This is a genomic window from Streptomyces sp. NPDC033229, from assembly GCF_055576875.1.
Genome location: NZ_JBVIQR010000003.1, coordinates 1 through 15,735 on the forward strand (window position 1 = coordinate 1; position 15,735 = coordinate 15,735).

At 71.4% G+C, this 15,735-nt stretch carries 1 protein-coding gene (only partly in view); it reads right to left on the bottom strand.

The window, feature by feature from the left end:
• Positions 1-156 precede the first annotated feature (156 nt).
• Positions 157-15,735, bottom strand: the final stretch of a protein-coding gene (locus ACZ53N_RS03930; RefSeq protein WP_469139387.1) for an SDR family NAD(P)-dependent oxidoreductase. It continues 16,749 nt past the right edge of the window; the window shows 15,579 of its 32,328 coding nt (coding positions 16,750-32,328); its start codon lies off the right edge, out of view — the gene reads right to left on this strand; it ends in the stop codon at positions 157-159.

The following is a 15,735-nucleotide window of genomic DNA, read 5'->3' on the forward strand; positions in this document are numbered from 1 at the left end:
AACACCCCCCCCTTTCGGGGGGGGGGGGGGGGAAAAGTTTGTGTTTCCCCACTCTTTTGTTCCATTTTTTTTCCTCTGCCCCCCTGGTGGGGGGGGGCCCCGTGCTGGGCGGCCGGCCACCGGATCGCGGTGGCCGGCAGCGGGACCGACGGGGCGTCAGGACAGGCCGAGCTCGTCGTCGAGGAGCGCGAACACCTCGTCGTCCGAGGCCGAGTCGATGTCGAACTCCTCTTCCTCGGCCCGCGCTTCGCCCCGCAGCGCCTCCCACTTGGCCCGGAGCACCTCAAGGCGCCCGGACACCTGCTGGTGGACCTGCGCGTCGACGTCCAGCTCCGCGAACGCCTTCTCCAGCGTGTCGAGCGCGCCGAGGATCGACCCCGGTCCGGCGTCCCCTTCCGCCGCGAGCCGGGAGTGGAGGTACCCCACGAGTTCGGCCGGGGTCGGGTAGTCGAACAGCAGCGTGGCCGGCAGCCGCAGCGCCGTGGCCCGGTTCATGCGGTTGCGGAACTCCACGGACGTGAGGGAGTCGAATCCCAGGTCCTGGAATTGGCGGGTGGAGACGATCGCCTGCCCGTCCGCGTGTCCGAGGACCGCCGCGGCCTGGTCGCGGACCAGCTCCAGGAGGACATCGCGGCGTTCGTCGTCGCTCAGTCCGCCCAGCCGCTGCGCGATCCCCTCGGCGGCGTGGGACACGGCCGCCGCGGTCCTGCGCGCGGGGGTGTGGATCAGCCCGCGCAGCAGCGCCGGTGTCTCCCCCAGGGCGCGCAGCGCCGGAAGGTCGAGCCGTACCGGCACCACCACGGGCTCCCCTCCGGCCAGAGCCGCGTCGAACAGCGCCACGCCCTGCTCGACCGACAGCGCCGGCATGCCGGAGCGGGCCAGTCGCTGGAGATCGGCCTCGGCGAGCGTGCCGGTCATGCCACCCGACTGGTCCCAGGGGCCCCACACGAGCGACACACCGGCCAGGCCCTCCGCGTGACGCCGCTGTACGAGCGCGTCGAGGAAGGCGTTGCCGGCCGCGTAGTTGCCCTGACCCGCGCCACCGAACGTACCGGCGACGGACGAGAACACCACGAAGGCGGACAGGTCCGCGTCACGGGTCAGCTCGTGCAGATTCCACACCGCGTCAACCTTCGGACGCAGCACCGCGGACACACGGTCGGGAGTGAGCGAGCCGATCACACCGTCGTCGAGCACACCGGCGGTGTGGACTACGGCCCGCAGCGGGTGGTCGGCGTCGACCGAGGCCAGCGCCCCGGCCAGCGCGTCCCGGTCCGCCACGTCGCACGCGGCGACCGAGACGCTCGCGCCCAGCCGTTCCAGCTCCGTGACCAGGTCCGTGGCGCCCTCGGCCCCAAGGCCCCGGCGGCTGACCAGCAGGAGCCGCCGTACGCCGTGCTCGGCCACCAGGTGGCGTGCCGTCACCGCGCCGAGACCGCCGGTACCACCGGTGATCACCACGGTGCCGTCCGCGCCCCACACGGCCTCGGGGGCCGGCTCCGACGCGGGCACGCGGGCCAGCCGCGCGGCCGTGATGCCGCCCTCGCCCATGGCCAGCTGCGGCTCGTCGGAGGCCAACGCCTCCGCCAGCGGCAGGGACGCCGCGTCCTCGGTGCCGAGGTCCAGCAGACCGAAGCAACCGGGGTTCTCCGACTGCGCCGAACGCACCAGACCCCACACCGAGGCGGCGGCCAGATCAGCACCGCTCACCGCCCCCCGCGTCACGAACACCAGACGCGAACCGGCGAACCGCTCCTCCTCCAACCACCCCTGCAGCTGACCCAACGTCCGGGCCACCAGGTCGTGTACGGAGTCGACCGTGTCGTCGCCGGACACACCGGCCACGGGGATCAGGACCACATCCGGCAGGTCCAGGCCGGAAGCCGTCAAGGATTCCAGATCCGGGTGCAGGACGATGCCCGGCAGGGCCTGGGTCAGCCCGAACGTGTCCGGGCCGACCAGCGCCACCGTGTCCGTGCCCGTCGGCCCGGTCGCCGGCACCGGCGTCCAGTCGACCCGGAACATCGAGTCGGCGACCGGCTTTTCGGGGCCGTTCAGCTGCTCGGGCGTCACGGTACGGACCAGCAGCGAATCCACCGACGCGACCGGGGCACCCGAGGTGTCGGCGAGCGCGATGGATATCGCGTTGTCGCCGGTCGGGGTCAACCGCACCCGGACGTCGGAGGCGCCGGTGGCGTGCAGGGACACGCCTTCCCACGAGAAGGGGAGCCCACCGCCGCCTTGCGCACCGCCGTCGGCGAGCAGGGAGGCGTGCATCGCGGCGTCGAGCAGCGCGGGGTGCAGGCCGAACATTCCCGCGTCGGCGGCCTCCCCCTCGGGGAGGCTCACCTCGGCGAAGACGTCACCGTCACGCCGCCATGCCGCCCGCAGCCCCTGGAATCCGGGGCCGTACTCGAAGCCGATCTCGGCGAACCGGTCGTAGCAGCCCGCGAGTTCCACCGGTTCGGCGCCGGTCGGCGGCCACTCCGTGGCGTCGAAGCCACCGCCGGTGGCGTCCGCGCCGACGGTCAGCACACCCGTCGCGTGCCGCGTCCACGGCAGTTCCTCGCCGTTGTCGGGGCGGGAGTGAATGCCGAGCGTGCGGTTGCCGGACTCGTCGGGCCCACCGACCCACAGCTGCAGCTGGACGCCGCCCTGCTCGGGCAGCACCAGCGGTGCGGCCAGCGTCAGCTCGTCGATCCGGTCACAGCCGACCTCGTCACCCGCACGGATCGCCAACTCCACCAACGCGGTACCGGGCAGCAACACCCTGCCCATCACCACATGATCCGCCAGCCACGGATGCGACTGCACCGACAGGCGACCGGTGAACAACACACCCTCACCACCGGCCAGTTCCACCGCCGCACCCAGCAACGGATGCCCGGCAGACCCCAGACCGGCCGCACGCATATCACCCGGGGCGCTCAGCGCACCCACCGGCCAGAACCACTGGTGTTGGAAGGCATAGGTGGGCAGATCCACCCGCTCGGCTCCGGTCCCGGCGAAGTACGCCGTCCAGTCGACCGGGACACCCTGGACATGCAGCCGGGCCAGGGCGGTGACGGCTGCGGTCTCTTCCGGCCGGTCCTTGCGCAGGACCGGAACCGTCACGGTCTCCTCGGCCACCGACTCTGCGGCCATGGCAGACAGCACACCGTCCGGACCGAGCTCCAGGAGCGTTCGGACGCCCTCACCGACCAGCGTCCGCACTCCGTCGGCGAAGCGGACCGCCTCACGGACGTGCCGCACCCAGTACTCGGGCGAGCACAACTCCTCGGACGTGGCGAGCCCGCCGGTGAGGTTGGAGACCACCGGCACCGACGGCGCGTGGAACGTCAGACCGCCGACCACCGCGCGGAAGTCGTCCAGCATCGGCCGCATCAGCGGCGAGTGGAAGGCATGCGACACCGACAGACGCGACGTCTTGCGCCCCTCCGCCGACAGCTTGGCCGCGATCCCCAGCACCGCGTTCTCGGTACCGGAGACGACCACCGACGACGGACCGTTGACCGCCGCGATCGACACCTCGTCGGTGAGCAGCGGCAGCACCTCCGCCTCGGTCGCCTGCACGGCCACCATCGCGCCGCCCGCAGGCAGCGCCTGCATCAAGCCGGCACGTGCCGCGACCAGTCGACCGGCGTCCTCCAGCGAGAAGACCCCCGCGACATGCGCCGCGGCGATCTCACCGATGGAGTGACCGGCCACGAAGTCCGGGGTGATCCCGAGGGACTCCACCAGCCGGAACAGCGCCACCTCGACCGCGAACAACGCGGGCTGCGTGTAACCCGTCCGGTTCAGCTCGTCCGGGTCACCACCCCACATCACGTCCCGCAGAGGCCGGTCCAGGTGCCCGTCGAGCACCGACAGGGTCTTGTCCAGGGCCTCCGCGAAGACCGGGAACCGGGCGTACAGCTCACGTCCCATTCCGATCCGCTGGCTGCCCTGCCCGGAGAACAGCACCGCCAGCGAACCCTCACCGGCCGCCGTGCCCCGGGCCGCCTCGATCACCTGGTCGTCGGTGGCCAGCAGCACCGCGCGGTGCTCGAACACCGAACGGCCGGTCACCAGCGAGAACCCGACGTCGGCCGAAGTCGCCGCCGTGTCCTCCGCCACGAAGGACCGCAGCCGGTCCACCTGGGCGTCGAGCGCGGCCTCGGTCCTGGCGGACACGACCCACGGCACCACACCCGGGGAAACCACCGGCTCCCGCTTCGACACCTCGGCCGACGGGGCCTGCTCGACGATGACGTGCGCGTTGGTGCCACTGATGCCGAAGGACGAGATGCCCGCGCGGCGTGCGTGACCGGACTGCGGCCAGGCCGTGTTCTCCCGGAGCAACTCCACCGCACCGGCTTCCCAGTCCACGTGCGACGAAGGCGCCGTCACATGGAGGGTCTGCGGGAGGACACCCTCCCGCATGGCCATGACCATCTTGATGACACCGGCCACGCCGGCCGCGGCCTGGGTGTGACCGATGTTGGACTTCACCGAACCGAGCAGCAGCGGACGCTCCTCGTCCCGGTCCCGGCCATAGGTCGCAAGGAGTGCCTGCGCTTCGATCGGGTCACCCAGCGTCGTACCCGTACCGTGCGCCTCGACCGCATCCACGTCTGCGGGCGAAAGGCCACCACTCGCGAGCGCCTGGCGGATCACCCGCTGCTGCGACGGACCGTTCGGAGCCGTCAGACCGTTCGACGCACCGTCCTGGTTGACGGCGCTACCGCGAACGACCGCCAGAATCCGGTGGCCGTTGCGCTGCGCGTCGGAGAGACGCTCCAGCACCAGCATGCCGACACCCTCCGACCAGCCGACACCGTCGGCCGAGTCGGAGAACGCCTTGCACCGACCGTCCGCCGACAGACCACGCTGACGTGAGAACTCCACGAACACCGACGGCGTCGACATGACCGTCACGCCGCCCGCCAGCGCCAACGAGCACTCACCGCTCCGCAGAGCCTGCGCGGCGAGGTGGAGGGACACCAGCGACGACGAGCACGCGGTGTCGACCGTAACCGCCGGGCCCTCAAGCCCGAAGGTGTACGAGACGCGGCCCGAGGCCACACTGCCGGCGCTGCCTTGGCCCTGGTGGCCCTCGAACTCCTTGCCGTTCAGGGTGCTGCCGTAGTCGCTGTACATCACACCGGCGAAGACACCGGTCTGGCTGCCGCGCAGCGACGCCGGATCGATACCGGCCCGCTCGAACGCCTCCCACGACGCCTCCAGCAACAACCGCTGCTGCGAGTCGGTCGCCAGCGCCTCACGCGGGCTCATCCCGAAGAACTCCGGATCGAACGCACCCGCGTCGTGCAGGAAACCACCCGAGCGGGTGTACGACGTACCCGCATGCCCCGGGTCCGCGTTGTAGAGACCGTCGACGTCCCAACCACGGTTGGTCGGGAAACCGGTCACCGCGTCGGTGCCCTCGGTGACGAGCCGCCACAGGTCCTCGGGCGAGCTCACCCCACCCGGATACCGGCACGCCATCCCCACGATCACCACGGGGTCGTCGCTCGCCATCGTGCGCGACGGGACCGGCACAGCCACTGCCGCGTCCGAGCCCAGCAGTTCGTCTTCGACGAACGACGCCAGGACCTGGACGCTCGGGTAGTCGAAGACGAGCGTGGCCGGCAGCCGGAGCCCGGTCACGGTGTTCAACCGGTTCCGCAGCTCCACCGCCGTGAGCGAGTCGAAACCGAGGGCGCGGAACGCCCGCGACGGATCGATCTCCTCACCACTGACATGCCCCAGCACGAGAGCCACCTGGCTCCGGACCAGGTCCAGCAGTGCCTCACCGCGCTCCTCGCCGCTCAGCCCGGACAGTCGCTGCACCAGACCGGCAGCCGTGCCCGACCCCGTCACCGCGGCCCGGCGGGAACGCACCCGCACCAGACCACGCAGCAGGGACGGCACCTCGCCCAGGGCACGCAGCACCGGCAGGTCGAGCCGCACCGGCAGCACCACCGGGTCCACACCGGCCAGGGCCGCGTCGAACAGGGCCAGGCCCTGTTCCACAGGCAGCGCCGGCATGCCCGAACGGGCCATGCGCTGGAGATCGGCCTCGGTGAGCGTGCCGGTCATGCCACCGGACTGGTCCCACGGGCCCCACACGAGCGAGACGCCCGACAGGCCTTCCTGGCGGCGTCGCTGTACGAGCGCGTCGAGGAAGGCGTTACCGGCCGCGTAGTTGCCCTGACCCGCACCACCGAACGTACCGGCGACGGACGAGAACACCACGAAGGCGGACAGGTCCGCATCACGGGTCAGCTCGTGCAGATTCCACACCGCGTCCACCTTCGGACGCAGCACCGCGGACACACGCTCCGGCGTCAGCGAGCCGATCACACCGTCGTCCAGCACACCCGCCGCATGCACCACGGCACTGACCGGATGCTGAGCCAGCAGTTCGGCGAGACCGTCACGGTCGGCGATGTCGCACGCGGCCACCACGACCTCGGCGCCCAACTCCGCCAGCTCCGCGACCAGGTCGTCCAAACCCTCGGCAGCGCGGCCCCGACGGCTCACCAACAGCAGACGTCGCACGCCACGTTCGGCCACCAGGTGCCGTGACACGACCGCGCCCAGACCACCGGTACCTCCGGTGACGAGCACCCGGCCCCCGGCGTCCCAGACCGCCGCCTCGGAACCTTCGCCCGGCACTCGGACCAGACGCGCGGCCGTGACCTCGCCGTCCCGGATCGCCAGCTGCGGCTCGTCGGAAGCCAACGCCTCCGCCAGCGGCAGGGCCACCGCGTCCTCGGTGCCCAGGTCCAGCAGACCGAAGCAACCGGGGTTCTCCGACTGCGCCGAACGCACCAGACCCCACACCGAGGCGGCGGCCAGATCAGCACCGCCCACCGCGCCACGCGTCACGAACACCAGACGCGAACCGACGAACCGCTCCTCCTCCGACCACGCCTGCAACTGACCCAACGTCCGGGCCACCAGGTCGTGTACGGAGTCGACCGTGTCGTCGCCGGACACACCGGCCACGGGGATCAGGACCACATCCGGCAGAGCAGTGGCCGCAGCCAACGACGCCAGATCCGGATACAGAGCCGCGTCCGGCACGGCCTCGGCCAGCCCGAACACGTCCGGGCCTACCAGCGCCACCGATTCGACGGCCGGCGAAGCGGCCCCTCGCACCGGCGACCAGTCCACCCGGAACATCGAGTCCCCGACCGGCATCTCCGGGCCGCCCAACTGCTCGGGCGACACGGCACGGACCAGCAGCGAATCCACCGACGCGACCGGAGCACCCGAAGCGTCTGCGATCGCGAGGGACACCGCGCTCGCACCGGCCCGGGTCAGCCGCACCCGTACGGCAGAGGCACCGGACGCGTGGAGCGAGACGCCCTCCCACGAGAACGGCAGGCCACCACGCTCGTCGGAATCGAGGCCGGCGAACACCGACGCATGCAGCGCGGCATCGAGCAGGGCGGGATTCATGCCAAACCCGTCGGCCTCCCGGCCGTCCGCTTCCGGCAACGCCACCTCGGCGAACACCTCGCCGTCACGCCGCCACGCCGCCCGCAGCCCCTGGAACTCCGGCCCGTACACAAAGCCGTCCTCGGCCCGTGCCTCGTAGAAGCCGGCCAGGTCCACCGGTTCGGCCCCGGCCGGGGGCCACACAGCGGCGTCGAAACCGGTATCGGCCGTATCCACTCCAGGAACCAGCACACCCATGGCGTGCTGCGACCACGGCAGTTCCTCACCGCCGTCGGGGCGGGAATGGACCGTGACCATGCACCGACCCGCTTCGTCGGCGACACCCACACGGACCTGCACCTGAACGGCGCCCCGCTCGGGCAGCACCAGCGGTGCGGCCAGCGTCAGCTCGTCGATCCGGTCGCAACCGACCTCGTCCCCGGCACGGATCGCCAGTTCCACCAGCGCTGCACCGGGCAGCAACACCCTGCCCATCACCACATGATCCGCCAGCCACGGATGCGACTGCACCGACAGACGACCGGTGAACAACACACCCTCGCCACCGGCCAGTTCCACCGACGCACCCAACAGCGGATGCCCGGCAGACCCCAGACCGGCCGCACGCATACCACCCGGGGCACTCAGCGCACCCACCGGCCAGAACCACTGACGCTGGAACGCGTACGTCGGCAGATCCACCCGCCGGGCACCCTCGAACACGGTCTCCCAGCTCACCGGGGTCCCGGTCACGTGGACGTGTGCGAGTGCCGTCATGGCCGCGAGCTCTTCGGGCCGGCCCTTGCGCAGGACCGGAACCGTGACCGTGCCAGCCGGCACCGAGTCCTGGGCCATGGCGGACAACACACCATCCGGACCCAGCTCCAGCAGGGTGCCCACACCCTCACCGACCAGGGTCCGTACCCCGTCGGCGAAGCGCACGGCCTCACGGACATGCCGCACCCAGTACTCGGGCGAGCACAGCTCCTCCGCGGTGGCCACCAGTCCGGTCAGGTTCGACACCACCGGCACCTCGGCGGCCTCGAACTTCAGGCCTTCTACCACCGCGCGGAAGTCGTCCAGCATCGGCTCCATCAGCGGCGAATGGAACGCGTGCGACACCGACAACCGCGACGTCTTACGCCCCTCCGCCGACAAACGGCCCGCTATCTCCAGCACGGCGTCCTCGACACCGGAAATGACCACCGAGGAAGGGCCGTTGACCGCCGCGATCGACACCTCGTCGGTCAGCAGCGGCAGCACCTCCGCCTCGGCCGCCTGAACGGCCACCATCGCACCGCCCGCAGGCAGCGCCTGCATCAAACGGCCCCGAGCGGCCACCAGACGGCACGCATCCGGCAGCGACAACACACCCGCCACATGCGCGGCCGTCACCTCGCCGATGGAGTGACCCGCCAGGAAGTCCGGCTTCACACCCCACGAACGCACCAAACGGAACAACGCCACCTCGACCGCGAACAACGCGGGCTGCGTGCAACCCGTCTCGTTCAACGCCTCAGCGTCGTCACCCCACATCACCTCACGCAGCGAACCGCCCAACAGCGGATCCAACTCCGCGAGGACCTCGTCCAACGCCGCCGCGAACACCGGGAAACGCCCGTACAGCTCCCGGCCCATCCCCAGCCGCTGCGAACCCTGACCGGAGAACAGCAGTGCCGTCTTCCCGCCTGTGGGTGAACCCTCCAGCACGGCAGGGTCCGGTGCGCCGGCCGACAGGGCCGCAAGCCCGCGTACCGCCTGCTCGTGGTCGTCGGCGAGCACGACAGCGCGGTGCTCGAACACAGACCGGCTGGTGGCCAGCGAGAACCCGACGTCCACGGACCGGATGCCACCGTCCCGAACAGCCGACAGCAAGCGTTCGGCCTGTGCCCGCAGTGCCTCGGCCGTCCGTCCCGACAGGACCCACGGCACCACGCCGGACTCCACCGTCGGCGACTCGTCCGCCCCGGCCTGAGCGGCGTCCGCCGAGGGAGCCTGCTCGAGGACGACGTGCGCGTTGGTGCCGCTGATACCGAACGACGAGACACCGGCACGCCGCACCCGGCCGGACTCCGGCCAGGCCGTGTTCTCCGTCAGCAGCTCGACCGCGCCCTGCTCCCACTCCACGTGCGAGGACGGGGTGTCGACGTACAAGGTCTGCGGCAGAACGCCCTGGCGCATGGCCATGACCATCTTGATGACGCCCGCGACACCGGCCGCGGCCTGGGTGTGACCGATGTTGGACTTCACCGAACCGAGCAGCAGCGGACGCTCCTCGTCCCGGTCCCGGCCATAGGTCGCAAGGAGTGCCTGGGCTTCGATCGGGTCACCCAGCGTCGTACCCGTACCGTGCGCCTCCACCGCGTCCACGTCGGCAGGCGAAAGACCACCACTCGCCAACGCCTGGCGGATCACCCGCTGCTGCGACGGACCGTTCGGAGCCGTCAGACCGTTCGACGCACCGTCCTGGTTGACGGCGCTACCGCGAACGACCGCGAGGATCTGGTGGCCGTTGCGCCGGGCGTCGGAGAGACGCTCCAGCACCAGCATGCCGACACCCTCCGACCAGCCGACACCGTCGGCCGAGTCGGAGAACGCCTTGCACCGGCCATCCGCCGACAGACCACGCTGACGCGAGAACTCCACGAACACCGACGGCGTCGACATGACCGTCACACCACCGGCCAGCGCCAAGGAGCACTCACCGCTGCGCAGGGCCTGCATCGCCCAGTGCATCGCGACCAGCGACGACGAGCACGCCGTGTCGACGGTCACCGCCGGACCCTCAAGACCCAGCGTGTAGGACACGCGGCCCGAGGCCACGCTCGGCGAGGTGCCGCTGCCCTTGAAGCCCTCGAACTCGTCTCCACCGAGAACGACGTTGTAGTCGTTGTACATGAGACCGGCGAAGACACCGGTCTGGCTGCCGCGCAGCGACGCCGGATCGATACCGGCCCGCTCGAACGCCTCCCACGACGCCTCCAGCAACAACCGCTGCTGCGAGTCGGTCGCCAGCGCCTCACGCGGGCTCATCCCGAAGAACTCCGGATCGAACGCACCCGCATCGTGCAGGAAGCCACCGGACCGCGTGTACGCGGTCCCCTGGTGGTCCGGGTCCGGGTTGTACAGACCGTCGACGTCCCAACCACGGTTGGTCGGGAAGCCGGATACCGCGTCGGCACCTTCGGAGACGAGCCGCCACAGGTCCTCGGGCGAGCTCACCCCACCCGGGTACCGGCACGCCATCCCGACGATGACCACCGGGTCGTCGGCCACCGGCGGCAGCGCCCGCAGCGGCACCGAGGCCTCGGCTTCGGCCCCGAAGAGCTCGCCCAGCAGGTAGTCCGCCAGCACGTCCGGCGTCGGGTAGTCGAACACCAGCGTTGCCGGCAGCCGCAGGCCCGAGACCGTGCTCAACCGGTTCCGCAGCTCCACTGCCGTGAGCGAGTCGAAGCCGAGGGCGCGGAACGCCCGTGCCGGATCGATCTCGTCACCGCCGGCATGCCCGAGCACCAGGGCCACCTGGCTCCGGACCAGGTCCAGCAGCACCTCACGCCGATCGGCTTCGTCCAGCCGACCCAGCCGCTGCACCAGACCCGCGGCGGCGCTCGACCCCGTCACCGCCGCCCGGCGGGAACGCACCCGCACCAGACCACGCAGCAGGGACGGCACCTCACCCAGGGCACGCAGCACCGGCAGGTCGAGCCGCACCGGCAGGACGACGGGCTCGTCGGCCGCCAGTGCGGTGTCGAACAGCGCCACACCCTGCTCGGCCGACAGTGCGGGCATGCCCGCACGGGCCATGCGCTGGAGATCGGCGTCGTCGAGGGTGCCCGTCATGCCACCGGACTGGTCCCACGGGCCCCACACGAGCGACAGACCGGCCAGGCCCTCTTCACGGCGTCGCTGTACGAGCGCGTCGAGGAAGGCGTTACCGGCCGCGTAGTTGCCCTGACCCGCGCCACCGAACGTACCGGCGACGGACGAGAACACCACGAAGGCGGACAGGTCCAGATCGCGCGTCAGCTCGTGCAGATTCCACGCCGCGTCGACCTTCGGACGCAGCACCGCGGACACACGCTCCGGCGTCAGCGAGCCGATCACACCGTCGTCCAGCACACCCGCCGCATGCACCACGGCACTGACCGGGTACTGAGCAAGAAGCTCGGCCACACCGTCACGGTCGGCGATGTCGCACGCGGCCACCACGGCTTCGGCGCCCAGCTCCGCCAGCTCCGCGACCAGACCCTCGGCACCATCGGCGCCAAGTCCCCGGCGGCTGACGAGCAGCAATTGCCGCACGCCGTGTTCGGTCACCAGGTGCCGCGCCAGCAGCGCGCCCAGACCGCCCGTGCCTCCGGTGACGAGCACCCGGCCCTCGGCGTCCCAGACCGCCGCCTCGGAGCCTGCGCCCGGCACCCGCGCCAGACGCGGGGCCGTGATGTCGCCCTCGCGAATCGCCAGCTGCGGCTCATCCACTCCAAGGGCTCGCGGCAGTGCGGTCAGGGACGTGTCGGCCGTGTCCAGGTCCACCAGGCCGAAACGGCCCGGGTTCTCCGTCTGTGCCGAACGCACCAGACCCCACACCGAAGCGGCGGCCAGATCAGCACCGCTCACCGCCCCCCGCGTCACGAACACCAGACGCGAGCTCGTGAACCGCTCCTCCTCCAACCACCCCTGCAACTGACCCAACGTCCGGGCCACCAGCTCGTGGACCGCGCCAACCGTGTCCTCGCGGGGCACACCGGCCACGGGGACCAGAACCACATCCGGCAGAGCCGTGGCCGCAGCCAACGACGCCAGATCCGGATACAGAGCCGCGTCCGGCGCAGCCTCGGCCAGCCCGAACACGTCCGGGCCCACCAGCGCCACCGACTCGGCACCGGCCGACTCGGCCACCCGCACCGGCGACCAGTCCACCCGGAACATCGAGTCCCGGGCCGGTGCCTCGGGGCCACTCGGCTGCTCGCCCGACACCGCACGGACCAGCAGCGAATCCACCGACGCGACGGGCGCACCCGAAGCGTCGGCCAGCGCGATGGCGAGAGCGTTCTCACCGGCCGGGGACAGCCGGACCCGCAGCGCCGAGGCACCGGAGGCGTACAGCGAGACGCCCTCCCACGAGAACGGCAGCCCGCCGCTCTCCGTGCCGGCCGCGGCCGGCAGCGCGGCGTGCAGGGCCGCGTCGAGCAGGGCGGGGTGCAGCCCGAAGGCGTCGGCGTCGCCTTCGACGCTCTCGGGCAGCCGCACCTCGGCGAAGATTTCCTCGCCCCGGCGCCATGCCGCCTCCAGGCCCTGGAACGCCGGCCCGTACTGGAAGCCCTCCTCGGCGAACTGCTCGTAGCAGTCGGACAGTTCCACCGGCTCGGCACCGGTCGGCGGCCACACAGCGGCGTCGAAACCGGCGTCGGTGACGTCCGGCCCCTCCGTCAGCACACCCGTGGCGTGCTGTGCCCAGGGCACGTCCACCGCGCCCTCGGGCCGCGAGTGGACCTCCACGACGCGCCTGCCCGACTCATCGGGTGCGCCCACCGAGACCTGCACCTGCACCGCGCCCTGCTCGGGCAGGACCAGCGGCGCGGCCAGAGTCAGATCCTCGATCCGGTCGCAGCCGACCTCGTCACCGGCGCGGATCGCCAGCTCCACGAAGGCCGTGCCCGGGAGCAGCACGCGTCCCATCACCACGTGATCGGCCAGCCACGGGTGCGAGCGCACCGACAGCCGGCTGGTGAACAGCACTCCTTCACCGACCGCGAGCTCCACCGAGCCGTTGAGCAGCGGGTGTCCGGCCGGCGTGAGGCCCACCGCGGTCGCGTCCACGACCGACTCCGCCGTACCGGCCGGCCAGAACCACTGACGCTGGAACGCGTAGGTGGGCAGGTCGACCCGGCGAGCGGCGGTGCCCGCGAAGAACACCGACCAGTCCACGCGCACACCGACCGTGTGCAGCCTGGCCAGCGCGGTGACGGCGGCCGTCTCCTCCGGGCGGTCCTTGCGCAGGACCGGCACGAGGGCAGTGCCGTCCGGCACCGACTCTGCGGCCATCGCGGACAGCACACCGTCCGGCCCCAGCTCCAGGAGCGCTCCGACGCCCTCACCGACCAGGGTCCGCACCCCGTCGGCGAAGCGGACCGCCTCACGGACGTGCCGCACCCAGTACTCCGGAGAGCGCAGCTCTTCGGACGTGGCGAGCCGACCGCTGAGGTTGGAGACCACCGGCACCGACGGCTCAGCGAAGACCAGGCCCTCGACCACCGCGCGGAAGTCGTCCAGCATCGGCTCCATCAGCGGCGAGTGGAACGCGTGCGACACCGACAACCGCGACGTCTTACGGCCCTCGGCCGAAAGACGGCCCGCGATCTCCAGCACCGCGTCCTCGGCACCCGAGACGACTACCGACGACGGACCGTTGACCGCCGCGATCGACACCTCGTCGGTCAGCAGCGGCAGCACCTCCGCCTCGGCCGCCTGCACGGCCACCATCGCACCGCCCGCAGGCAGCGCCTGCATCAAACGGCCCCGCGCCACCACCAGACGGCAGGCGTCCGTCAGCGAGAACACACCCGCCACATGCGCGGCCGCCACCTCGCCGATCGAATGACCGGCCACGAACTGCGGGGTGATCCCCAGCGATTGCACCAGCCTGAACAGCGCCACCTCGACCGCGAACAACGCGGGCTGGGTGTGACCGGTCTCGTTCAGCAGACCGGCGTCGTCACCCCACATCACCTCACGCAGCGAGCCCTCCAGCAGCGGCTCCAGCTCCGCCAGCACCGCGTCCAGGGCCTCGGCGAACACCGGGAAACGGCCGTACAGCTCACGGCCCATCCCCAGCCGCTGCGCGCCCTGTCCCGAGAACAGCACCGCCAGCGGCACCTCGCCGGTGGCAACGCCGCGCGCCGCTTCGGTCAGGCCGCCCTCGTCCGAGGCCAGCAGCACCGCGCGGTGGTCGAACAGCGACCGGCCCGTGGCCAGCGAGAGTCCGACGTCGACCGATGTCGCCGCCGTGTCGTCCGCCATGAAGGACCGCAGCCGGTCCACCTGGGCGTCGAGTGCCGCCTCGGTCCTGGCGGACACCACCAACGGCACCACACTCGGTGAAACCACCGGCTCCCGGCTCGGCTCCTTCACCGACGGGGCCTGCTCGACGATCACGTGCGCGTTGGTCCCGCTGATGCCGAAGGACGACACACCCGCTCGGCGCACCCGATTCGCCTCGGGCCAGGTGGTGTTCTCCGTGAGGAGTTCGACCGCGCCCGCATCCCAGTCCACGTGCGAGGACGGGGTGCCGGCGTACAGGGTCTGCGGGAGGACACCCTCCCGCATGGCCATGACCATCTTGATGACGCCCGCGACACCGGCCGCGGCCTGGGTGTGACCGATGTTGGACTTCACCGAACCGAGCAGCAGCGGACGCTCCTCGTCACGGTCCCGGCCATACGTCGCAAGGAGTGCCTGCGCCTCGATCGGGTCACCCAGCGTCGTACCCGTACCGTGCGCCTCGACCGCGTCGACGTCTTCCGGGGACAGACCGCCGCTGGCGAGCGCCTGGCGGATGACCCGCTGCTGCGACGGACCGTTCGGGGCCGTCAAGCCGTTGGACGCACCGTCCTGGTTGACGGCCGAGCCACGCAGCACCGCGAGCACGGGGTGTCCGTTGCGCCGGGCGTCGGAGAGACGCTCCAGCACCAGCATGCCGACGCCCTCGGACCAGCCGACACCGTCGGCCGAGTCCGAGAACGCCTTGCACCGGCCATCCGCCGACAGGCCGCGCTGACGCGAGAACTCCACGAACGTGGTGGGCGTCGACATGACCGTCACACCACCGGCCAGCGCCAACGAGCACTCACCGCCACGCAGTGCCTGAGCGGCCCAGTGCATCGCGACCAGCGACGACGAGCACGCCGTGTCGACCGTGACCGCCGGACCTTCAAGGCCCAGGGTGTAGGACACCCGGCCCGAGGCGACGCTCGCGGCGCTGCCGTTGCCGCGGAAGCCCTCGAACTCGTCCCCCGCGAGGGCCTTGCCGTAGTCGTTGTACATCACACCGGCGAAGACACCGGTCTGGCTGCCGCGCAGCGACGCCGGATCGATACCGGCCCGCTCGAACGCCTCCCACGACGCCTCCAGCAACAACCGCTGCTGCGAGTCGGTGGCGAGGGCCTCGCGCGGGCTCATCCCGAAGAACTCCGGGTCGAACTCGCCCGCGTCGTGCAGGAAACCACCGGACCGGGTGTATGACGTTCCGGCGTGTTCCGGGTCCGGGTTGTACAGGCCGTCGACGTCCCAGCCGCGGTTGGCCGGGAA